This is a genomic window from Glaciihabitans arcticus (assembly GCF_004310685.1).
Taxonomy (GTDB): domain Bacteria; phylum Actinomycetota; class Actinomycetes; order Actinomycetales; family Microbacteriaceae; genus Conyzicola; species Conyzicola arctica.
The window spans coordinates 178295-200241 of the sequence record NZ_SISG01000001.1 but is presented as its reverse complement, the minus strand read 5'-3'; the positions used below and the strand labels follow the sequence as shown (position 1 = coordinate 200241).

General features: G+C 67.3%; 17 protein-coding genes. 3 read left to right on the top strand and 14 right to left on the bottom strand.

Annotation, left to right across the window (positions count from 1 at the left end):
- The 3 genes from EYE40_RS00845 to EYE40_RS00835 are packed head-to-tail and all read right to left on the bottom strand — an operon-like array spanning position 1 to position 2983.
- Positions 1-771, bottom strand: coding sequence for a fumarylacetoacetate hydrolase family protein (locus EYE40_RS00845; protein ID WP_130980171.1), 771 nt, complete (start codon positions 769-771; stop codon positions 1-3).
- Positions 768-1880 carry a branched-chain amino acid aminotransferase gene (locus tag EYE40_RS00840; RefSeq protein ID WP_130980170.1) on the bottom strand — a complete coding sequence of 371 codons (1113 nt, stop codon included), beginning with the start codon at positions 1878-1880 and terminating at the stop codon, positions 768-770. Before EYE40_RS00840 ends, EYE40_RS00845 begins: the two co-directional genes overlap by 4 nt.
- 47 nt (positions 1881-1927) lie before the next feature.
- Positions 1928-2983, bottom strand: coding sequence for a 3-isopropylmalate dehydrogenase (locus EYE40_RS00835; RefSeq protein ID WP_130980169.1), 1056 nt, complete (start codon positions 2981-2983; stop codon positions 1928-1930).
- Positions 2984-3088: 105 nt separating this feature from the next.
- Here EYE40_RS00835 and EYE40_RS00830 point away from each other — a divergent pair, with 105 nt between their 5' ends.
- A complete protein-coding gene (locus EYE40_RS00830; RefSeq protein WP_130980168.1) occupies positions 3089-3352 on the top strand; it encodes a DUF6458 family protein in 264 nt (87 codons plus the stop codon).
- A 146-nt stretch (positions 3353-3498) separates the two neighbouring features.
- On the opposite strand, the gene serA is transcribed toward EYE40_RS00830, so the two are convergent.
- Positions 3499-5088, bottom strand: coding sequence for a phosphoglycerate dehydrogenase (serA, locus tag EYE40_RS00825; RefSeq protein WP_130980167.1), 1590 nt, complete (start codon positions 5086-5088; stop codon positions 3499-3501).
- A gap of 114 nt (positions 5089-5202) precedes the next feature.
- On the opposite strand from serA, the gene EYE40_RS00820 reads away from it, so the two are divergent.
- Positions 5203-5592, top strand: a complete 390-nt coding sequence (locus EYE40_RS00820) for a DoxX family protein (protein WP_130980166.1) — start codon at positions 5203-5205, stop codon at positions 5590-5592.
- Here the strand turns inward: EYE40_RS00820 and EYE40_RS00815 are convergent.
- The 3 genes from EYE40_RS00815 to EYE40_RS00805 are packed head-to-tail and all read right to left on the bottom strand — an operon-like array spanning position 5589 to position 7438.
- Entirely contained in the window at positions 5589-5912 is a 324-nt protein-coding gene (locus tag EYE40_RS00815) for a hypothetical protein (RefSeq protein WP_130980165.1), read from the bottom strand. The two genes, EYE40_RS00820 and EYE40_RS00815, sit on opposite strands and share 4 nt — an antisense overlap.
- A complete protein-coding gene (locus EYE40_RS00810) occupies positions 5909-6304 on the bottom strand; it encodes a hypothetical protein (protein ID WP_130980164.1) in 396 nt (131 codons plus the stop codon). Before EYE40_RS00810 ends, EYE40_RS00815 begins: the two co-directional genes overlap by 4 nt.
- A gap of 3 nt (positions 6305-6307) precedes the next feature.
- Positions 6308-7438 carry a mannitol-1-phosphate 5-dehydrogenase gene (locus EYE40_RS00805; RefSeq protein ID WP_130980163.1) on the bottom strand — a complete coding sequence of 377 codons (1131 nt, stop codon included), beginning with the start codon at positions 7436-7438 and terminating at the stop codon, positions 6308-6310.
- 118 nt (positions 7439-7556) lie between these two features.
- Between EYE40_RS00805 and EYE40_RS15350 the strand changes: the two genes are divergently transcribed.
- A complete protein-coding gene (locus tag EYE40_RS15350; protein ID WP_154071834.1) occupies positions 7557-7718 on the top strand; it encodes a hypothetical protein in 162 nt (53 codons plus the stop codon).
- Positions 7719-7733: 15 nt separating this feature from the next.
- On the opposite strand, the gene EYE40_RS00800 is transcribed toward EYE40_RS15350, so the two are convergent.
- From EYE40_RS00800 to ilvD, 7 genes are all read right to left on the bottom strand, one after another.
- The gene (locus EYE40_RS00800) at positions 7734-12467 is read right to left on the bottom strand and encodes a carboxypeptidase-like regulatory domain-containing protein (protein ID WP_130980162.1); all 4734 of its coding nucleotides are present in this window, start codon (positions 12465-12467) and stop codon (positions 7734-7736) included.
- 99 nt (positions 12468-12566) lie between these two features.
- Complete coding sequence (locus EYE40_RS00795; RefSeq protein ID WP_130980161.1) at positions 12567-15797, bottom strand: lamin tail domain-containing metallophosphoesterase family protein; 3231 nt, start codon at positions 15795-15797, stop codon at positions 12567-12569.
- A 56-nt stretch (positions 15798-15853) separates the two neighbouring features.
- Positions 15854-16474, bottom strand: coding sequence for a Pr6Pr family membrane protein (locus tag EYE40_RS00790; protein WP_130980160.1), 621 nt, complete (start codon positions 16472-16474; stop codon positions 15854-15856).
- A 301-nt stretch (positions 16475-16775) separates the two neighbouring features.
- Positions 16776-17801 (bottom strand): ketol-acid reductoisomerase, encoded by a 1026-nt coding sequence (gene ilvC / locus EYE40_RS00785; protein ID WP_130980159.1) that lies wholly within the window; start codon positions 17799-17801, stop codon positions 16776-16778.
- Positions 17802-17831: 30 nt separating this feature from the next.
- Entirely contained in the window at positions 17832-18338 is a 507-nt protein-coding gene (gene ilvN / locus EYE40_RS00780) for an acetolactate synthase small subunit (protein WP_130980158.1), read from the bottom strand.
- 4 nt (positions 18339-18342) lie between these two features.
- Positions 18343-20148 (bottom strand): acetolactate synthase large subunit, encoded by a 1806-nt coding sequence (locus tag EYE40_RS00775; RefSeq protein WP_130980157.1) that lies wholly within the window; start codon positions 20146-20148, stop codon positions 18343-18345.
- Positions 20149-20185: 37 nt separating this feature from the next.
- Positions 20186-21916: a dihydroxy-acid dehydratase gene (gene ilvD / locus EYE40_RS00770; protein ID WP_130980156.1), complete on the bottom strand. Its 1731-nt coding sequence runs from the start codon at positions 21914-21916 to the stop codon at positions 20186-20188.
- Between the last annotated feature and the right edge of the window lie 31 nt (positions 21917-21947).

The following is a 21947-nucleotide window of genomic DNA, read 5'->3' as shown; positions in this document are numbered from 1 at the left end:
CTATGCGCGGTCGCGCGCGGGATTGCTGAGCGTGCCGATGCCCTCGATCGTGATCTCGACGGTCTGACCGTCGAGGAAGCCGCCGAGACCCGCGGGCGTACCGGTCATGATGATGTCGCCGGGCAGGAGCGTCCAGACGTCGGAGACGAACTCGATGATCTCGGGGATGCTGTGGATCATCTCGCTCGTGTTGCCCTTGCGGCGCGGTTCACCGTCGACGAAGGTCGTGATCTCGACGTTCTGCGCGTCGAGCTCCGTCTCGATGTACGGGCCGATCGGGGCGAACGTGTCGAAGCCCTTGGCCCGCGCCCACTGCCCGTCGGTCGCCATCAGGTCGCGCGCCGAGACGTCGTTGCCGATCGTGTAGCCGAAGACGTAGTCCGCGTAGTCCGCGGCCTTCACCTGCTTCGCGATCTTGCCGATCACTACGACCAGCTCGCCCTCGTGCACGATCTTGCCAACGCCGACCGGAAGCTGGATCGCGTCACCGGGGCCGACCACCGCGGTGTTCGGCTTGAGGAAGATCAGCGGGGCCTTGTGTCCCTGGTCGCCCATGTCGGCGGCGTGCGCCGAATAGTTGAGGCCGACGCAGACCACCTTCGAGCGCGGGATGACGGGCGCCAACAGCTTGACGTCCGCGATCGGAACACGCTCCTCGAGCGGTTGAAAGCCCGCGAACATCGGGTCGCCGGCGAGCACCACGAGGTCGTCGCCGTCGACGATGCCGAAGCGGGGGTCGCCGCCCTGCTGGGAAAAACGCGCTACCTTCATGCGTCTAGCCGAACCATCCAGCCGCGGGTGTCTTCGCGACGCCCGTACTGGATATCGGTCAGCTCCTCGCGCAGCGACATGGTGAGCGGTCCGGCCTCGGCATCCGCCGATCCGATCGTGAACTCGGCACCCTTGATCTGGCTGATCGGCGTGACCACCGCTGCGGTGCCGCAGGCGAACATCTCGACGATGTCGCCGGATGCCACACCCTCGCGCCACTCGTCGATGCTCACTCGTCGCTCCTCGACCTTGTGCCCCCTGTCGCGGGCGAGATCGAGGATCGAGTCACGCGTGATGCCCTCGAGGATCGAATCGGACTTCGGGGTGACGAGTGTGCCGTCCTTGTAGACGAGCACCACGTTCATGCCGCCGAGCTCCTCCACGTACTTGCCCTCGGCCGAGTCGAGGAACAGCACCTGGGCGCAGCCGTTCTCGGCTGCCTCCTGCTGGGCGAGCAGCGAGGACGCGTAGTTGCCGCCCGTCTTCGCGGCACCCGTTCCGCCCTTGCCCGCACGCGCGTAGTCGGTCGACAGCCAGATCGACACGGGGGCAACACCACCGGTGAAGTAGGCGCCCGCCGGGCTGGCGATCACGTAGTAGTTGACCTTCTTCGCGGCGCGCACCCCGAGGAACGCCTCCTTCGCGAACATAAAGGGTCGTAGGTAGAGGCTCGTCTCGGGTGCGGACGGCACCCAGTCGGCATCCACCGCGAGAAGCTGCTTGAGCGAGTCGATGAAGTACTCGGTCGGAAGCTCGGGCAGCGCGAGGCGCTTCGCGGAGCGCTGCATACGCGCGGCGTTCGCCTCGGGGCGGAACGACCAGACCGAGCCGTCGGCGTGACGGTAGGCCTTCAGACCCTCGAAGATCTCCTGCGCGTAGTGCAGCACGGCAGCGGCCGGGTCGAGCGCGATCGGGCCGTAGGGCTGCACGCGGGGGCGGTGCCAGCCGCCGTGCTCCGACCAGCAGATGTCGACCATGTGGTCGGTGAAGTTCTTGCCGAACCCGGGGTCGGCGAGGATCGCGTTGCGCTCCTCCTCGCTCTTCGGGTTCTCGTTGCGGGCCACGCTGAAGGTGAGGTCGCGCTGGGCCATCTGGAGGAGGTTCGTCATGGTGCGGCTTTCTATCGAGGCTGCTGTCAAGCTTACGTGTGGGGCGGTTACAGGGCTCCGGCAATGGCATCGCCGATGGCGGCGGTGCTGCGTGCGCTGTCTCCTCGGGCGGCAAGGTCGACTGACACCGCCGCACGAACCCGCGCCGCTGCATCCGCCAGTCCGAGGTGATCGAACAGGAGTGCAACAGACAGGATCGCCGCGGTGGGGTCGGCGAGCTGCTGGCCGGCGATGTCGGGCGCGGATCCGTGGACCGGCTCGAACATGCTCGGGAAGGTTCCGTCCGGGTTGATGTTGCCGGAGGCCGCCAGTCCGATGCCGCCGCTGATTGCGGCAGCGAGATCGGTGAGGATGTCGCCGAAGAGGTTGTCCGTGACGATGGTGTCAAACCTACTCGGATTTGTGACCAGGTGGATAGTCGCGGCGTCGACGTGCTGGTAGTCGACGGCGACATCCGGGAACTCAAGGGCGACGCGGTTGACGATGCGCTGCCACAGGCCGCCCGCGTGCACGAGCACGTTCGTCTTGTGCACGAGGGTGAGCTTCTTCGCCGGGCGCGACTGGGCCGTTGCGAAACCGAAGCGCACAAGACGCTCAACACCGAACGCCGTATTCACCGAGACCTCGTTCGCGACCTCCGCCGGCGTATCGATCCGGATGCCCCCACCGTTGCCCACGTAGGGACCCTCCGTGCCTTCCCGCACGACGACGAAGTCCACGAGTCCGGGCTCCCGCAGCGGTGACTGGATACCGGGGAACAGCGCCGTCGGACGCAGGTTCACGTAATGGTCGAGCGCGAAACGGAGCTTGAGCAGCAGGCCTCGTTCGATGATCCCACCCGTGAGGCGGGCATCCCGAGGATCGCCACCGACAGCGCCGAGCAGGATCGCGTCGTGCTGCTTGAGCGAGTCGATGTTCTCATCGGACAGGATCTCCCCCGTCGCGATGAAGTGTGCGGCGCCGAACGGGTACTCGGTGGTGTCGAAGGTCACGCCCTCGGGAGCAGCTGCGCGGACGACCTTGAGCGCTTCGGCGATGACCTCGGGGCCGATCCCGTCGCCGGGAATGACTGCGAGGGAGACTGTGCGGGGGCTGCTGGGCATGGCTCCAGATTACTGGGTTGCCGCCCTCGGCTCTTTCTGAGTGCTGCCTGTGAGCCTGCTGGCGGACACCCCCTTTCGAGGGTGCCCCGTGCCACGATGTTTCCCATGAGTATAGGAACCGGAATAGTCCTGCTGGTCATCGGCGCGATCCTAACCTTCGCCACGAGTTTCCAGGTCCCAGGCGTGAACCTCGTTCTGATCGGCCAGATCCTGATGGCCGCCGGAGCGATCGTGACAGTCATCGGCATCATCCTCGCAACGCGCAAGCGCCAGTCGGTCACGACCGTCCGCTCGGCCGTTGACCCCGCCAGCGGCGAGAACGTCGCCCAGCGCTCCACCAGCACCACCAACGACGGCCCCGTCGCCTAGCGACGACCCCCATGCTCGCGGGGATATCGGGCAGATAATTTCCCCGCGAACGAAGAAGCCAGGCTCTCTCGAGAGCCTGGCTTCTTTATTGTGTTCGTCACCAGCGCGTTCGGGATGCCCGCGCTCCCCGAACCAGCGCGAAAGGGCTACTGCGTGATGTCGATCTCGCGCAGGAGGTCGGCATCGATCGCAAGGCGCACCTTCTCGAGAAGACCCTCGGGAACGGGCTGGTCGACGGTCAGCACGCTGAGCGCCTGGCCACCCGCCTCGCGGCGGGCGATCTGCATTCCGGCGATGTTGATCGACGCGTCGCCGAACTCCTTGCCATAGACCGCGACGATGCCGGGTCGGTCGGTGTAGACCATGACGATGAGGTGCTGTGGGATCGGCAGCTCCACGTCGTAGCCGTTGATCTCGACGATCTTCTCGATCTGCTTGGTGCCGGTGAGCGTGCCGGACACCGAAATCTGCGATCCGTCGCTCAGGGCGCCCGAGATGGTGAGCAGGTTGCGGTATTCCTCGCTGGCCGACTCGGTGAGCAGGCGCACCGTGACACCGCGCTGCTCGGCGAGCAGGGGCGCGTTGACGTAGCTGACCGACTCGCTGACCGTGTTCGAGAACAGGCCTTTGAGCGCGGCCAGCTTGAGCACGCTGACGTCGAGTTCGGCGATCTCGCCGCGCACCTCGACGTCGACGCTCGTGACGGGGCTGTCGGCGAGGCCGGCGAACACCTGGCCGAGCTTCTCCATGAGCGGGATGCCGGGGCGCACGAGCGGGTCGATGACGCCTCCGGCGACGTTGACGGCGTCGGGCACGAGCTCGCCGCCGAGGGCGAGGCGCACCGAGCGGGCGACGGAGACGCCGGCCTTCTCCTGGGCCTCGTCCGTGGAGGCGCCGAGGTGGGGCGTGAGTACCACGTTGTCGAGCTCGAGCAGGGGGGATCCCAGCGGCGGTTCGTTGACGAACACGTCGAGGCCCGCGCCCGCGATCCGGCCGGATTTGACTGCCGCGTAGAGCGCATCCTCATCGATCAGTCCACCGCGAGCCACGTTGACGATGAACGCCGTGGGCTTCATGAGCGAGAACTGGGCCGTGGAGATCATGCCGGTCGTCTCGGGTGTCTTGGGCATATGGATCGAGATGAAGTCGGACTGCGCGAGCAGCTCCTCGAGGCTGAGCAGGGTGACGCCGAGCTGCTGCGCGCGAGCGCTCGTGATGTAGGGGTCGTAGGCGACGACGTTCACGCCGAAGGCCTGCAGGCGTGCGGTGATCAGCGCGCCGATGCGGCCGAGGCCGATGATGCCGACCGTCTTCTCGTACAGCTCGACACCGGTGTACTTGGAGCGCTTCCAGGTGCCGGCGGCGAGCGACGCGTGGGCGGCCGGAATGTGACGCGCGAGGCTCAGGATGTGGCCGACCGTCAGCTCGGCCGCGGAGATGATGTTGGAGGTCGGCGCGTTGACGACCATGACTCCGGCATTGGTCGCGGCCGGGATGTCGACGTTGTCGAGGCCCACTCCCGCGCGCGCGATGACCTTGAGGTTCTTCGCGACGGCGATCGCCTCTGCATCCACGTTGGTCGCGGAGCGGATCAGGATCGCGCTCGCCTCCGGCAGCTCCGCGAGCAGCACGGCACGGTCGGTGCCGTCGATGTTGCGGATGTCGAAGTCTGGGCCGAGGGCCTCGACTGTCGCGGGTGAGAGTTCTTCTGCGATGAGCACGATCGGCTTGGCCACGAATCGTTCCTTCTGTGTGAGGCGGGGGTTCGCCGCGCGTGACGCGACCCTGCGAGTTTAGTCCAGTGGTGAGGCGCGGCCCGCCGGGTTACGTCCCGCTGCGAGAATGATGCGATGGATGCACCGGCGCTCGCCCAACTGATCCTCACCATCGCGCTCGCCGCGGTCTTCATCGGGATGGGGATCAACCACTTCCGCCCGGGTCCCGCGAAGATCATGGCGAAGATGATCCCGCCCTACCTGCGGCGTGAGGGCTTGCTCCGCCCCCTGAACCTCGTTTACTTCACGGGCGTGTGCGAGGTGCTGGGCGGCATCGGACTTCTGGTGCCGCAGACCCGGCTCGCGGCGGTCATCGCGCTGATCGTGTTCCTCGTGGCGGTATTTCCGGCAAACGTCTACGCCTCGCAGCACAAGGAGACGTTCCGCTCGCTCGCCATCCCGTTCTGGCCGCGGCTCGCAGGGCAGGTCGCGCTGATCGCGGCGCTCGTAGTGACGGTGCTTTAGACGAACAGGATGAACCGGTAGATGTCGAAGGTCAGCACGGCGACGACGGACAGTCCTACGAAGAAGAGCAGCACCTTGTCGATGAACGAGCGCTTCCATCCGAGCCACAGCGCAAGCCCGAACAACAGCACGGGCAGCGCCAGGTTCGCGATGAGGAGCCACCACGGCACATCCGCCTGATCGACGTACACCTGTGGGAATTGCAGGAGATTGCCGATGGCCTCCCACACGTCATAGGCGTAGAGCAGGCCGAACAGCACGATCACGGCTATCGTCAGCCAGCCGAAGCGCTTCTTCGCTTCCACGGTCTCGTCGGTCATACCGCGCCTCCCAGCAGGAAAGGCCAGGGCACGAGAACTATCGCGCCCACCAGCAGCAGTATGAGTCTTACGGCCGGCCGAACACCTCGGGCGAGCACGAACACCGCAGCAAACCAGAGAGGGGCCGCCGCGATGGCGAGGAACTCGCCGAACTGGTACATGACCTCGTCGAGCACGGTCTGGGCCGGGGATGGGCTGCGCGCGACGGCGATCGCCCAGCCGATGGTGAAGAGCAGGTAGGCGCCCGCGAGGATTCCGTAGCTCACCAGCAGGAACGAGCTGGTCGGTGCGTTGGTCGACTCAGCCGCTACCGCGCCGCGGGGAGCCTTCTCCACGGGATCAGGCTCGTCGCCGTCCCAGCGGAAGGCCGCCTCGTCGTCATCCACAGCCATGGGTCAGCGGGCGAGACGCAGTTCGACGACCTCGACGAGGTGCGGGAAAAGAGGATGCTGCGGCTCGAGCCCCGAGATGGTGGCAGCGATCTCGACCGCGGGTGTGCCGCTCGCGAGCAGGGCCTGCAGTTCGACGCTCTCCGTGTCGTCGGGAACATCGAAGCGAAGGGCTGCGCCCATCGCGTTGAGCAGGTCCCAGGCCGGCAGCCCGAGCTCCGCCAACTGGGCGGCGGGCCCGATGAACCGCTCGTTGCGGCTGAGCTTGCGCAGAGGGTTGCGTCCGACGCGCTCGCAGGTGTCGGGCAGGTGCGGGTTGGAGATGCGCACGAGGGTCTTCTCGATGTATTTCTGTTGCTCGTCGGGCAGGAATCCGTGCTTCTTCACGAGCAGGGTCTTGGTCTCCTCGAGCACGGCGCGCACTTCAGCCTGCAGCTCGGGGGTCGCAAGCGCCTCGCGGATCGACACCCAGCCGCGGTCGATGCCGTGGTAGGCGGCAGCGGCGTGGGCCGTGTTGACGGTGAACAGCTTGCGCTCGATGAACGGTGCGAGGTCGTCGACCCAGGTCACGCCGAAGATGTCGGGGGTTTCACCCTTGAACGGCGTGCGGTCCACGACCCACTCGAAGAACGACTCGATCGTGACATCCAGCCCACCGTGCTGTTCGGGCACGATGCGGTCGATGGCGCAGTTCGCGAAGACGGCGTGGTCGACCGGGCCGAGCGCGCGCACCTCAGTGGCCAGTAGGTCGGTGCCGTTGATGGCGTTCTCGCACGCGATGATCACGAGCGGTGCGGCGTCAGCGGCACGGGCGGCGAGGCCGGCCGCGATGACGGGGGCGACGAAGCGGAGGATGCGGGCACCGACGGCGGTTGTGACGATGTCCGCTTTGGCGATCTCGGCGATGACGTCGGCCTCGTGCGACTTGGAGTTGATGGCGCGGTAGCCGTCGACGACGTGCGTCTTCGCGTTCTCGCCGACCTCGATGACCTCGTAGCTCGACTGCGACTGGAGCGCGCCGATCAGCTCCTCGCTGACATCGGCGAAGACCACTTCGTAGCCGCTCGCGTGCAGGAACTGCGCGACAAAGCCGCGCCCGATGTTGCCGGCACCGAAGTGCACTGCCGTCTTCGTCATGCCTGAATTCTAAGCGCGGATGGGTCACCCCAGCGCCGTGTACCACGCCGAACGCAGGAATGCCTGCCACCCGAAGAGGGGCATGGAACGTTTTATGCCGCACCCGCACAATGGGAGGATGACGACAGACCTGCGCGAGGGCACCACCGCCGGCATCCGTGCCGACTACGCACCCCGCGCCAACGCCCACCGCCTGCGCGCCTTCGCCGTCGCCGTGGTGCTGTCCCTCGCACTGTGGGCCGCGATCGGCTGGGCCATTCTGCAGCTTCTCGACCGCTAGCCAGCGGCACCTCCGCTAGTTCAACAGCACGTCCGCCGTCGCGAAGGTCGCCGGCCGGTATCCGATCCGCGTCGCCGTGAACACCGCACGGTAGGTCGTTCCCAGGTCTACGGCTGTCGTTGTGTGGGTCACTCCCGTCGCACCGGTGATCGGGCTGGCCGCTCCCCCGCTCACCGTGAACCACCGCACGGAGACGGTGAACCCGGGCGGAAGCGCGCCGAGACCCGCGGTGAAGGTGCCACCCAGGCGCGAGATGCTCGCCAGCTTCGCGGGCGTCGGAGCGGTTCCGTAGTCGATGGCCACACGGTTGCTCTCGGCTACAACCGGCGTGAAGTAGGGCTTCGACGCGGTCACCCGCACAAAGACGCTTGCGCCGGCGAGCTCGGGGGTGGGAGAGAAGGTGGAGCCCGTCGCACCCGCGATGGCGAGAGCCCCGCCATCCGCTGTGAACCACTGGTAGGAGTGGCTGGTGCCCGGGCTGTTCCAGCTGCCCGTGGTCGCGGACAGCTTGCCGTCGACCACGGCCGTTCCCGATACAACGGGCCGAGCGGTCGCCACCAGTGGTGTGATCGACGGGATGCGGTACGGCAGCGCGAAGGACCGGCTGGTCGTCGCGTAACCCGGGGAGCCCTTGGTGATCTGCACGGCAACCGTGGCTCCCGTGTCAGCCACGGTGAAGGGGTAGAGGACACCGGTGGCGCCGGGGATGGCCTTGCCATTGCGGGTCCACTGATAACCGGTGGTGACGGCGTCGAGGTCCCAGAACATCGGGTTCGCGACGGTGGCCGCCGAGGCGACTGCTGCATCGGCGATGAGCTCGGCTCCGATGCCCGACAGGAACGCGGCTCCCCTGCCGGTCTGCGCGGCGACCGTCTTCGTCGCTGCGGCATAGCCCGCCAATTGCGCCGTGAGGGTGACGGTGATGCGTTTGCCCGCGTGCGCGGCCACGTTGAGCTTCGGTGCCGTCACCACCGTCGCGATGCCGGTGGCTCGGTCGTAGATGTTCCACGAGGTGACGACGGCTGTCGGCTTCTTCGACCAGGTCGGCGCGGAGACGGAGAGAACCGTGCCCTTCTTGCTGACGACGGGTTTTTTGGTGGCGACGAAGGTACCGGGCTGCACAACGGTCGAACCACCGCGCAGCGCGCTCGCGAGACCCGGCACGGATCCCGTCACGGTGACCGTGAGCGTCTGGCCCTGATCGGACGGCACAGGGGTGTAGGTGGCCTTGCTGCTGATGACCGTCGAGCCGCGCTTCCACTCATAGGCGAAGCTGGCGGGTTCCGACCACGTGCCGCCCGGGGTGGCTGTGATCGGCACACCGACCACGGCGTCGACGCCCAGAACCGGATCGAGTCCGGGGTTGAGCCCGAAGCCCGGAGCTACGACATCCGTTTCGACAATGGAACCCGAGCTGTTGTAGCCCTCACGGTGCCCGTACACGTACACGGCGAGGGTGCGACCGACGTAGGCGCGCGCCGGGGTGTAGGTCGGGTTGACCGCGCCGGGGATGTTCTTGTACGAGCCGGCGTCGCTGTATGCCCACTGGTAGCTGACGGCGGCGGGCTGCACACCCGTGAAGGTCGCACCGCCGACGCTGAGCGCCTGGCCGACGCGGATAGCACCGCCGGGAACGGTGAGAGTTCCGGGGCTCGACATCGAGAGCCAGGCCGGCGAGGTGCCGACGACCCAGGTCTGGTCGTTGCCGTACTTCGGTCGACTCATTGTGACGAAGGCGAGAACCTGGCGGCTCTCGAGTCCGGCGGCAGGCACGGTCAGCCCCGTTCCGGGAACGGCAATCGTGGATCCCCCAGGCTGGTTCGCAGACCACTGCACCGAGGTCAGGGTCGCCGCGCCCTCGACGAAGGTCGGCAGGGTCAACCGGTAGACGTCACCCTCAGTGCTGATCTCGCCCGGCACCTTGATGTGCAGGCTGCCGTTGCCGACGACGCCAGCTCCACCGACGACGCTCGCCGGGGCGTAGTTCAGTTTTGTGCCGTGCACGATCACGCGCAGCTCCCGACCGAAGTCGACTTCGGTGGGGGTATAGCTCGCGGATTTCGCCGCGGCAATGGTCGTCCACACACCGCCGGTCGCGCGCGACTGCCAGCTGTAGGTCGTGGCGACACCGGGCACCGTCCACGATCCGGGGGCTGCCGTGAGCGGCTTTCCGACGGCCGCCGAGCCGGCGCCCGTCACATTCAGAGGTACATCAGGTGCGGGATGACGCACCACGACGCTCGCGTTCGTGGTGAGAACCCGGGGCGCGAAACCCGCGGTGCGCGCGGTGACGACCACTCGAAGCGAGCGACCGATGTACGAGTCGGGTACCACGAGCGTCGCCGCGGTCCTGCCCGCGAGCGCCAACCATTTCTTGCCCTTCAGGTACTGCCACTGCCAGTTGACGGTGGTGTCGCTCGAGTTGGTGTCCGACGACCAGACCGGCACGGGTGCGGTGAGCGTCGACGGGGACACGGTCGCGGGCAGGGTGGTGGCTCCGGTCGGAGCACCCGCCGTACCGACCTGCGCGGTGACCTGTGATGTTCCCGAAACGAAGCCGCCCTGCGTCGCCGTCACGAGCACCCGCAGCGCACGTCCCGCGTACGGCTTGACGTTGAGCGAGGAGGCGCTCACGCCCAGTCCGACCCAGGCCTGCGCCGCCGGGTCGAAGATGCTCCATGCGTACGAGAAGTTCGAGCCGAGGGCCGACCACGTTCCGGGGCTGGCCGTCAACACCGTGCCCTTCCTGGTCACCGAGGGCAGCTTCACCACGGTCAGCGTGCCCTGCCCGATGACGCCGATATAGTACGAGCCGATCGTCGATGTGTACCCGGCGCGCGACGCCGTGACGCGAACCAGCATTTCGGCTCCCTGCTGGGCCGAGGAGGGCGTGTACGACGTCCCGGTGCCGAGAATGGCCCCGTCGCAGTCCCCGTTGTCGTTGGTGTCGACGCACCACTCGTATCCCACGGTGGTTCCGGGCAGGGAGTAAGTGCCGGCGGTGGCGACGATCGGCGTGCCGACCTTCCTCGCCGTGGTAAAGGCCGGCGGTGTGATCACCGCGGGCGCTGCGCCGGTCGCCACCGTGACCGGCGCCGAGTCCGAGCTCTGCCAGGGCCGAGTCGTGAAGAAGTGGTGGATGCGGGCCGAGACCTGCGCCCCCGCGTCCGCGCCGGTGAGCGTGTAGCTGGTGCCGATCGCCCCGGGGATGGCCCGACCGTTGCGCAGCCATACGGCGAGGGTCGGCGCGCTGAAGAACTCCGTGTCGCTGACCGGTTCCTTGTAGACGGGCGGCACAGCCGTGAGGGTCTGGCCGACCTGTGCGGTGCCGGTGACGGTTGTCGGCGTGAACAGGGCGGGCTCGTTGCCTGCGTTGACCGCCGTGGCGAAAAGACTGCTGCCGAGCGGCGTCGACTGCCCCGCGACAACGGTGACGGTGGTGATCGCCGGATACCGGTTGCCGTTGAGCGTCGTCGAGAGCCGAACCTCCTCCGCCGAGGAGCCGGCCTGGATCGCCCAGATGCCTTCACCGAGCCCACCGACCGTGAAGGTGCCATCGGCGGCGGTGCGGGTGAGTTCGGTACCGGGAAGCTGGGCGGAATTTCCGTCGTAGGTTCTGCGGGCGAAGATGGGAACGTTCGCCGCGGGAAGGAATCCCGGGTACTCGAGAACCGTGCCCGTGACGCTGCCGGCCTCGGTCAGGGTCTGTGTGCCCACGGACTGCACAGCTCCGGCCGTGACCGTGAAATGGTTCGCCTCCCACAGGAGGTTGGTTCCCCCGAGAAGCGTGGTTCCGTAGCGGGGGTCGAGGGGAACCCCCGCTACGGTCTTCTGCGGCGGATCGAATCGCAGGGTGTAGTCGACACCGGGCAGAAGTCCTGTCGCCGTGAAAACGCCGGTCGGTCCCGTCACCGTCGAAGTGACGGAGGTCGCGAAGTTGTAGTTGCCCGGGGTGCCGACGAGGCGCAGCACGGTCACCGGGATCCCGGCGAGTTTCGGCACGGCAACGCCGTCGTGCAGCCCGGCAACGGTGCCGCTGACCCCGCCCGTCGTCGGTGCGGTGAAGGCAAAGCTCGTAGCGAGGCCACGGGTGACGCGAACCTCCGTCGCCTGCAGCAGGGTCTGCACACCACCCGAGTAGACGGGCGGGAAGGCCGCACCTCTCGCATACAACCGGTATTGGCCGGGGGTGAGAGCGAGGCCCGCGACGCCGGTCTTGCCCGTCACCGCTGAGCCGCGTGCCGTCCACTCGTCGCGGTCATTGCGCGCGAAGGCCGTGACGCTCACACCCGCGACTGCCGTGTTGGTGAGCCCCTTCACCGACACGGAGAGGGTGCCCGGCGCGACCAGTCCGGCGCGCAGGTAGCTCGTCCGGTTCTCGCTGACGGTGAACGTGTCGGCCGCCGCGATTGTTGTGGCTCCCCCAAGAAACTGCATCCCGTGCCCCGAAAGAGCCCCGAACTCGAGGGTGTACTCGCCCGGCGCGACGCCCGGAATACTGAAGGCTCCAGACGCGGTGGTCACCCTTTGAGAAACATGGCGGGCGAGATCGCTGCCGTCTCCCGCGATTGCAACAAGCTGCACACTCACGCCTTTTCCGACGGCGCCGGTGCTTAGCGTCACGACCCCGGCAACACTTCCCGAAACTGCGGCACTCGCCGCGACGGGGCTCAGCAGCGCGGCCAGCAGCGCGAGCACAACGGCGATGGCACCCGCGCCGAGGGCGCGGGCCGGCAGCAACTTCGTCATAACTACAACCCCCAGGGCCACCGGTCACGCGCCGGTTGCCACATTCGAGGGCAAATCTATTCCTCGGCGGGTTCTGGTAGGGAGGGGGTTATTCGTTAACTACCGCGAGCTGGCGGCCGCCACCGCGCCGACCTCGAGTGCTGCGGTGTGCACCCGCTTCGGGTGCTGGAAGGTGACGCGTGCCTGGAACTCGTCATCCGTGGCTGAATAGCGACCCTGCAGGCCGGACTCGATGATGCGCCACGGACGCGCATTGGACGCGGAGAGCGGGGTGCCGTTGTCGGCCACGAACTGCTTGTAGTCGTACTCGTGGCTCGCATTCGCGGCGAGGCGCACCGAGAAGGTGTCGACCGCGATGGTGCCCGCGTCGAGGTCGAGCTGCAGCAGGCGCTGGAAGCCGGTCGCCCGCTCCCCCGTGTGCGTGCGGAACTCCTGGTAGTCGGCGAGCAGCTCGACGACCGTGTGGCCCTCGATGTCGCCGGCGTTCTCGGTGACGAGGGATCCGATGCCGTGGAAGTGGCCGGAAAGCACGACCGTCACGTTGCGGTTGGGGGCGATCACACGGTCCCACAGCTCCTGCCCGCGCGATACCCAGCGCGAGGTCGACGAGCGGTGCGCCTTCTCAAACTCGGTCTTCGGCGTGACGTGCTCGTGCGTGGAGATCACGACATTGTGGCCGGGATGCGAGGTCACCACCTGCTCGGCCCAGGCGATCTCCCGCTCGCCGTAGGCGTAGGGCAGCGACAGCATCAGGAACCGTGCGCCACCGCGCTCGAAGGTGGAGAAGTTGGCCGAGTTATCGTCCGGCGCGATGGATCCGCCGTACCACTCAGTGCCCGCGTAGCGCTCCGGGCCGAAGTACTCGTTGAACAGGCTGTCGTCGACACCCCGCTTGTTGTCGTGGTTGCCGGGGAGCACGCTGTTGGGAACGCGAGCGGCATCCAGAACCGCTTGCATCTTCGATGCGGTCTCGAACTCGCGACGTGCGCGCACCTCGTTCTGGTCGGGGTCCACCCAGTTCTGCACGAGGTCGCCGGTGTGGGTCGCGAAGGCGATCTTGCGGTCGTCGGCATTCTGGGCGATCCAGCCAACGACGCCCGCGTAGACCTCGGGATAGCTCTCCGAGAGGTACTGGGTGTCGGTGAGGTGCGAGATCGCGAAGTCGTAGTCCTCGGGGGCGGCGAGCGCGCCATCGCGGCCATCGAGAAGGGTCGCTTCGATGCGTGGCCCGTCCTGCACAAGCAGCGTCACCCTCTGAGCCCGGATGTCCCCGCTCCCCAGAACCCCGCCGAGCGACAGTCCCGCGCCCGAGCCGGCATCGAGGAGGCGCCAGGTCGAAGCACTCCAGTCCCACACCGACAGCTGCAGCTCGTTGCGCGCGACGCTCGAGCCGCGCCACACCACTGACGAGCCCATTCTCAGTTTCGTCGCGTCGATGACGAGGCGCTGGTAGGGCGAGAGCCAGCCGTCGTCGATCGCGTCGACCGGCTTGCTCGCGTCGAGCCGACGTTCGCCCGGGCCGGTGCGCTTCACCAGGGGCCCGTCTGACGCGCCGGCCCACGCCTCGATCACGCGGGCGGCGCCGTCGGTCGCGGGCAGCGGCTTCTGCTCGGCCACCGAGACGGGGCGAACCGTCGCACCCTCGATCTCGAGCGGCTGGGCGGCGGTGATGGGCTCGGCGGCTTCGACGAGCGCGGCGCTGCCCGGGGTGGACTTCGCCGCCACGAAGTCCGTAGCGTCATCGCCCGTGAACGCGGTGCGTTGGAACGTCTCGCCGAGCATACGGTCGACCCCGTAGGTGGTCAGCGCGACGCCCTTCGTGCACGGGCTGTCGGTGACGTTGCTCGAGTCCATCTCGTTCGCCGCGTAGATGCCCGCACTGTCGACCCGGATGCCGCGAGCGTCCTCCACCCAGATACCCGCTCCGAGAAAGTTGAGCGCAGTGTCGTAGGTCGCGTCGGCGTTGCCCGCTTCGTCGGTACCGGCGCGCGCGGCGAGCCAGGTCTTGCCGGGCTCGAGCACGGTGCCTGCAGGGACGGTCGCCTGCAGGTCGGGACTCCGCGAGCCGGTCAGCTCGCAGCGCCTCAGCGTCCAGCCTCCGATATCGACGCGAGTCGCCCCGAAGTTGGACAGTTCGATGAAGTTGCGCTGGCGCATCCCGGGCAACTGTCCGGCGGGGGCCGGATCGGTCCCGATCTCGCTCAGGGCGACCCCGCGGGTGGCCGGGTAGCGCAGGTGTCGCGCGAGAATACTGTTCGCGATCGTGGCGTTGGCGCGGCCGGGTGTGCGCGGCGCGATGATGAAACCGTCGGCGGTGCGCTGGTGCGACTCCCCCGCGACCGCGTCGAGCACCGCGGGGAGCTTGTCGTCGCCGTCCTGGCACGCGCTGTCCGCCTGGGTGGCAACACTCACGCGGTCGACCAGCCGGTCGTCGGACGTCCGCAGCAGCACGCCGAACTCGATGTTCGCGAGGGGCGTACGGTACGTGGCATCCACCCGGCCCCGATAGCTTTGTGATGCAGCAACCCAGCGCTCCCCCGGCCGAAGCACGGTGCCGTTCTCGACGACCAGCTGCCGCGTGTTCTCGCGCAGCCGCCCCTCGGCCGTACAGCGGAACAGCTGCCAGCCGGAGATGTTCTCGTCGACCGTTCCGGTGTTCTGCAGCTCGACGAAGTCGTCGTTCGGGCCGTCGGGGCCGGCACCGGTCAGCTCGGAGATGACCACGTTGGAGCTCGCCCGCGGCTGCCCTCGTGTTGCATTCCTCCCGGCGATCGTCGCGGGAGCCTTCACGAAGTCCGCAGCCTGGTCGCCGGTCGCGGCCACCCGCTGCCAACTCTCGCCGAGCGAGAAGTCGAGGCTGTTCGGAAGGTTGCGGCCGAAGGTGCACTCGGTCTGGGTCTGCCACGGCTCGTTCGGGTAGACGGCGACGGCGTCGACGCGCTCCCCCTCGGGGTTTTCGAGCCACAGGCCCACGCCCTCGCTCGAGAACGGCTGCGTGGTGTGTTGGTCGCCGGCCATGCCGACCTTGCTGAACGTGAAGATCTCACCCGGCTTCAGGATGACGCCAGCCAGCTCACCCTCGGTGCGTCCCGTGTTCGCCCGCAGCCCCATCGCGCTGCAGCGGTAGACGCTCCAGCCGGTCAGGTCGACGGCGTCGTCGCCCCAGTTGCGCAGCTCGAAGAACGAGTCGGAATCTGACCGCTGCCCGCCGTTGGCTATCTCGTTGATGAGCACGGTGCCGTGTCCGCCCCCGCCCGTCGCCTGAGCCGGCGGACCTCCCGACAGGACGGTGGTTCCAACCAACAGGGCGACGAGCGCGGTGCGGATCACGCGTCAAGCGTGCGGGGGCCGCGTGAACCGAGTGTGGCCGTGAGTCACACGGGGGGTTAATTGCTGGCTCTACCCCGCCGCGAGTACGCGATGGCGAGCGACGCGATGCCCACCACCAGGGCGGCGATCGCGAGCACGTAGATCGCGATGCTCAGGATGCCGGTCGCGGGCTCGAGGAACGGGTACGGAAACCACCCCGTCGCCGCCCCCTTGAGGAACGTGTAGACGAGCCAGGCGATCGGGTACACGATCACGATCCGCAGCGCCTTCCACCGCAGCGGCAAGCGGCCCGGCGAGAGCAACCAGTCCACAAGAATCGCGATCGGCACCCACACGTGCATGAGCTCTCCGGGCCACGGGAGCCCCACGTACCCCTCGGCGGGGATGCCACGCAGCAGGCCGTTATAGACACCGGCCGTGACGATCGCGTAGGTGAGCACGGACATCCGCACACTCGTCAAAAATGGCCCGTCGAGTGGATGACGCAGCGCGACCACCCCGCCCCACACCAGCACGGCGGCAGCAAGAAAACTCGACTGGATGGTGAAGAAGCTGTAGTACTCGCTCGCCACCATGTCGTTGTGCGTGATCTTGTCGACGATCTGGTAGCCGAGGGCGATGAGAAGGGTCGCGGCGATGGCCAGGCGGAACAGGCCGGCGAGGGTTCGGGATGTCACGTGTTCACGCTACCCGCGAGTTGCCGCAAGTGGCCCGTGCTCGTGTGCGCCCACGGGCACTTTGCGGCAACTCACGCGAGGTTCGGGATGCCCCTGCCACGAGTTGCCCAAAAACGTCCCCTGACTCGGGGTTTGGGCAGCAGAAGTGGGCAACTCGGCGGGTCAGACGCACAACGGCCGCCCCGCGCGATGCGGGACGGCCGTGTAGTGGTGCGGAGCCGTCGGCGTGGCGGAGCGAAGCGGAGACACTGACAAGCACAGTGTCGGCTTGCCGACTGCGCCGACGGCGCACCAGCGAGCTCTAGCGAGCTGCGGAGCCGTCGGTGTAGTCGGCGTCCTGCTGCTTCCACGCGAAGAGCGAGCGCAGCTTCTGGCCGGTAGCCTCGATCGGGTGCGCGGCACCCTTCTCGCGGAGGGCGAGGAACTCGGGGGCTCCGGCGTCCTGGTCGGCGATGAAGCGCTCGGCGAAGGCACCCGACTGGATGTCCTTGAGCACTGCCTGCATGTTGGTCTTGACCGAGGGGTCGATGACGCGCGGGCCGGAGACGTAGTCGCCGTACTCTGCGGTGTCGGAGACGGACCAGCGCTGCTTGGCGATGCCGCCCTCCCACATGAGGTCGACGATGAGCTTGAGCTCGTGCAGCACCTCGAAGTAGGCGATCTCGGGCTGGTAGCCGGCTTCGATCAGGGTCTCGAAGCCGTACTGAACGAGCTGCGAGGTTCCGCCGCAGAGAACGGCCTGCTCACCGAACAGGTCGGTCTCGGTCTCTTCGGTGAAGGTGGTCTTGATGCCGCCGGCACGCAGGCCGCCGATCGCCTTGGAGTACGACCAGGCGAGGTCCCAGGCGGAGCCCGAGGCGTCCTGCTCGATGGCGACGATGACGGGAACGCCACGGCCGGCCTCGTACTCGCGGCGCACGGTGTGACCCGGTCCCTTGGGGGCGACAAGGAGCACGTCGACACCGGCGGGGGCGGTGATGTAGCCGAAGCGAATGTTGAAGCCGTGGCCGAAGACGAGCGCCTTGCCCTCGGAGAGGTTCGCGGCGATGTCGTCGGCGTACAGGTGACGCTGGCTCTGATCCGGTGCGAGGATGACGATCACGTCGGCCCAGGCCGCCGCCTCAGCCGAGGTGAGCACCGTGAAGCCGGCCTCCTCGGCCTTGGGCTTCGACTTCGAGTCGGCCTTCAGGCCGATGACGACCTCGACACCCGAGTCGCGGAGGTTCTGCGCGTGAGCGTGGCCCTGCGAGCCGTAGCCGATGACGGCGACCTTCTTGCCCTGGATGAGCGCGAGGTCGGCATCTTTGTCGTAGAAAATCTCGGTCACTTTTTTATCTCTCTGTTCGTTGGTTGATCGTTAGTTCTTGAAGACGCGCTCGGTGATGGACTTGCCACCGCGACCGATCGCAAGCAGGCCACTCTGCGCGAGTTCCTTGATGCCGAAGGGCTCCAGGATGCGCAGGAGGGCCTGGGTCTTGCCCGAGTCGCCGGTCGTCTCGATGACGAGGGCGTCGGGTGCGACATCCACAATGTTGGCCCGGAAGAGCGACACCGCCTCGAGCACCTGCGAGCGCGTGGTGTTGTCGACCCGCACCTTGATGAGCAGGTGCTCACGGGTGACGGACTGGGCGGGATCGAGCTCGACGATCTTGATCACGTTGATCAGCTTGTTGAGCTGCTTGGTGACCTGCTCGAGCGGCAGCTCCTCGACGTCAACGACGACGGTGATGCGCGAGAGTCCGGGGATCTCGGACGCACCGACGGCGAGTGACTCGATGTTGAAGCCGCGGCGGGCGAAGAGCCCGGCGACGCGGGTCAGCAGACCCGGTTTGTCCTCGACGAGGAGGGAAAGTACATGACTCATGTGATTACTCCTCTTCCCACTCGGGGGCGTGGTCGCGGGCGTACTGCACCTGGCTCATGCCGACGCCCTGCGGCACCATCGGCCAGACCATGGAGTCGCGCGAGACGATGAAGTCGATGACGACGGGTCGGTCGTTTGTGTCGAGCGCGAGCTGGATGGCCGCGTCGATCTCCTCGGGTTTGGTGACGCGGATGCCGAGGGCACCGTACGCGTCGGCCAGCTTCACGAAGTCGGGGATCATCGCCGTGCCGTGCCCGGTATTGAGGTCGGTGAAGGAGTGGCGCCCGTCGTAGAACAGCGTCTGCCACTGGCGCACCATGCCGAGCGAGGAGTTGTTGATGATCGCGACCTTGATCGGGATGTTGTTGATGACGCAGGTCGCGAGCTCCTGGTTGGTCATCTGGAAGCAGCCGTCGCCGTCGATGGCCCACACCACGCGGTCGGGCTGGGCTACCTTCGCACCCATGGCCGCAGGCACGCCGTAGCCCATGGTTCCGGCGCCGCCGGAGTTGAGCCACGAGTTGGGGCGCTCGTACTTGATGAACTGCGCCGCCCACATCTGGTGCTGCCCGACGCCCGCGGCGTAGACGCCCTCCGGCCCGGTCATTTCACCGATGCGCTGGATGACGGCCTGCGGGGAGAGCAGTCCATCGTCGGGGAGGGTGTACCCGAGCGGGAACTCCTTCTTGAGCTTGGTGAGGCGCGCCCACCACTCGGTGATGTCCTGGTCGCCGGACGCGGAGACGTCTGCCCACGCGGCCGTGAGGTCAACGATCACATCCCGAGCGTCACCCACGATCGGCACGTCGGCGGCGCGGATCTTGCCGATCTCTGCCGGGTCGATGTCGACGTGCACGATCTTGGCGTTCGGGGCGAACTCGCTCGTCTTGCCGGTGACCCGGTCGTCGAAGCGCGAGCCGAGGGCGATGATGAGGTCGCTCTCCTGAAGTCCGAGCACCGCGGGCACCGTGCCGTGCATGCCGGGCATGCCGAGGTGCTGCGGGTGCGAGTCGGGGAATGCACCGCGGGCCATAAGCGTCGTGACGACCGGCACACCGGTCTTCTCGGCGAGCTCCAGCAGCTCGGCGGATGCCTGCGAGCGGATCACGCCCCCGCCCACATAGAACACGGGACGCTCAGCCTGGAGCAGCAGCTCGGCCGCGGCCAGGATCTGCTTGCCGTGCGCCTTCGTGACGGGGCGGTAGCCGGGCAGGTCGAGCTTCGGCGGCCAGATGAACGGCGCCGAGTTCTGCTGGGCGTCCTTCGTGATGTCGACGAGCACGGGTCCGGGGCGGCCGGTCGAGGCGATGTGGTACGCGCTCGCGATGGCCGCGGGCACGTCGGCCGCGTTCTTCACGAGGATCGAGTGCTTGGTGATCGGCATCGTGATGCCGATGATGTCGACCTCCTGGAACGCGTCGGTTCCCATGAGGGTCGAGAAGACCTGGCCGGTGATGGCGAGCAGCGGCACCGAGTCCATGTAGGCGTCGGCGATGGCGGTGACGAGGTTGGTCGCACCGGGGCCGGACGTCGCGATCGCGACACCCACCCGGTTGGACGAGGCCGCGTAGCCCTCGGCCGCGTGACCGGCACCCTGCTCGTGGCGCACAAGGATGTGACGGATGTCGGTGTCAGCCATCAGCTCGTCGTAGAACGGGATGATGGCACCGCCCGGCAGTCCGAAGACGTCGGTGATGCCCAGGTTCTTGAGCGAGCGCAGCACGGCACCGGATCCGGTGAGGATCTCCGGCTCCGGGCTCTTCGGCGCTCGGGCCTTCGCTGTGGGCACGGGGATGAATTCCGTGGACATGGATGAATCCTTCTGGACGATGGTGGAAAACCCGGGTCTAACCCGTGACTGCGCCCTCCGCAGCGGAGCGCACGAGCTTCGAGTACTTGGCGAGAACGCCACGGGTGTAGCGGGGAGGAAGGGGAGCCCAGCCGTTTCGGCGAGCTTCGAGCTCAGCCGGATCGACAAGTAGGTCGAGCGAGCGAGCTGCGATATCGACCCTTATTAGATCACCATCGCGCACGAATGCGATTGGACCTGCGTCCACCGCTTCGGGAGCTATATGGCCGATACACAGTCCGGTTGTGCCGCCTGAGAACCTGCCGTCCGTCAACAGTAGTACATCTTTTCCGAGGCCCGCACCCTTGATGGCGGCGGTGATGGCGAGCATCTCGCGCATTCCGGGGCCGCCCTTGGGGCCTTCGTAGCGGATGACGACCACCTCGCCCGCCTTGATCGTTCCCTCGGTGAGGGCGTCGAGTGCCCCGCGCTCGCGCTCGAACACGCGGGCCGGACCCTCGAAGGTCTCGGCGTCGAAGCCCGCGGTCTTCACCACGGCACCCTCGGGCGCGAACGAGCCCTTGAGGATGGTGAGGCCGCCGGTCGCGTGGATCGGGTTGTCGAGCGTGCGCAGCACTTCGCCGTCCAGCGGTTCCGGGCCCAGGTCGGCCAGGTTCTCGGCGAGCGTCTTTCCGGTGACGGTCAGCGCGTCGCCGTGCATGAGCCCCGCATCCAGAAGCGCCTTCATCAACACGGGGATGCCACCGTGGCGGTCGACGTCGTTCATCACGTACTTGCCGAAGGGCTTGAGGTCTCCGATGTGCGGGATCTTGTCGCCGATGCGGTTGAAGTCGTCGAGGGTGAGCTCGACCTCGGCCTCGTGTGCGATTGCGAGCAGGTGCAGCACGATGTTGGTCGAGCCGCCGAGCGCCATGCCCACGGCGATGGCATTCTCAAAAGCCTTCTTGGTAAGGATGTCGCGAGTCGTGATCCCGAGGCGGAGCAGGTTGACCACGGCCTCGCCGGAGCGGTGCGCGTAGTAGTCGCGTCGGCGGTCGGCGGCTGCGGGGCTCGCGGATCCGGGGAGCGACAGGCCCAGCGCCTCGGCGACGGATGCCATCGTGTTGGCGGTGTACATGCCACCACAGGCGCCCTCGCCCGGGGCGAACGCGCACTCGATGCGCTTGGCGTCCTCCATGCTCATCTTGCCGGCCTTGACCGCACCGACCGCCTCGAAGGAGTCGATGATGGTGATGTCCTTCTCGGTGCCGTCGCTGAGCTTGACCCAGCCCGGAGCGATCGAGCCCGCGTAGAGGAACACGCTCGACAGGTTGAGCCGCGCGGATGCCATGAGCATTCCGGGGATCGACTTGTCGCAGCCGGCGAGCAGCACGGAGCCGTCCAGGCGCTCGGCCTGCATCACGACCTCGACGGAGTCGGCGATGACTTCGCGGGAGACGAGCGAGAAGTGCATGCCCTCGTGGCCCATGCTGATTCCGTCGGAGACGGAGATGGTGCCGAACTGGAGCGGGTAGCCGCCGCCGCCGTGCACGCCCTCCTTGGCCGCCTGCGCGAGGCGGTCGAGGCTGAGGTTGCAGGGAGTGATCTCGTTCCACGAGCTCGCGATGCCGATCTGGGGCTTGTCCCAGTCCGCGTCGCCCATGCCGACGGCGCGGAGCATTCCGCGGGAGGTCAGCGCCTCGATGCCGTCGGTGACGGTGCGGGAGCGGGGCTTGATGTCGATCGTGTTCTTCTCGACAGCGGTGTTCTGGGCAGGCGTTTCCGACATGTTACGAGTCTAGAACTCTCGGGCGCTTCGG

What these genes read in the sequence shown, in the direction of transcription:
- EYE40_RS00805 (WP_130980163.1), bottom strand. Translation starts at nt 7,438, where the DNA reads ATGACGAAGACGGCAGTGCACTTCGGTGCCGGCAACATCGGGCGCGGC.
- EYE40_RS00840 (WP_130980170.1), bottom strand. Translation starts at nt 1,880, where the DNA reads ATGACGAACCTCCTCCAGATGGCCCAGCGCGACCTCACCTTCAGCGTG.
- EYE40_RS00815 (WP_130980165.1), bottom strand. Translation starts at nt 5,912, where the DNA reads ATGACCGACGAGACCGTGGAAGCGAAGAAGCGCTTCGGCTGGCTGACG.
- EYE40_RS00830 (WP_130980168.1), top strand. Translation starts at nt 3,089, where the DNA reads ATGAGTATAGGAACCGGAATAGTCCTGCTGGTCATCGGCGCGATCCTA.
- EYE40_RS00775 (WP_130980157.1), bottom strand. Translation starts at nt 20,148, where the DNA reads ATGTCCACGGAATTCATCCCCGTGCCCACAGCGAAGGCCCGAGCGCCG.
- EYE40_RS15350 (WP_154071834.1), top strand. Translation starts at nt 7,557, where the DNA reads ATGACGACAGACCTGCGCGAGGGCACCACCGCCGGCATCCGTGCCGAC.
- EYE40_RS00845 (WP_130980171.1), bottom strand. Translation starts at nt 771, where the DNA reads ATGAAGGTAGCGCGTTTTTCCCAGCAGGGCGGCGACCCCCGCTTCGGC.
- EYE40_RS00800 (WP_130980162.1), bottom strand. Translation starts at nt 12,467, where the DNA reads ATGACGAAGTTGCTGCCGGCCCGCGCCCTCGGCGCGGGTGCCATCGCC.
- EYE40_RS00810 (WP_130980164.1), bottom strand. Translation starts at nt 6,304, where the DNA reads ATGGCTGTGGATGACGACGAGGCGGCCTTCCGCTGGGACGGCGACGAG.
- EYE40_RS00835 (WP_130980169.1), bottom strand. Translation starts at nt 2,983, where the DNA reads ATGCCCAGCAGCCCCCGCACAGTCTCCCTCGCAGTCATTCCCGGCGAC.
- EYE40_RS00820 (WP_130980166.1), top strand. Translation starts at nt 5,203, where the DNA reads ATGGATGCACCGGCGCTCGCCCAACTGATCCTCACCATCGCGCTCGCC.
- ilvD (WP_130980156.1), bottom strand. Translation starts at nt 21,916, where the DNA reads ATGTCGGAAACGCCTGCCCAGAACACCGCTGTCGAGAAGAACACGATC.
- ilvN (WP_130980158.1), bottom strand. Translation starts at nt 18,338, where the DNA reads ATGAGTCATGTACTTTCCCTCCTCGTCGAGGACAAACCGGGTCTGCTG.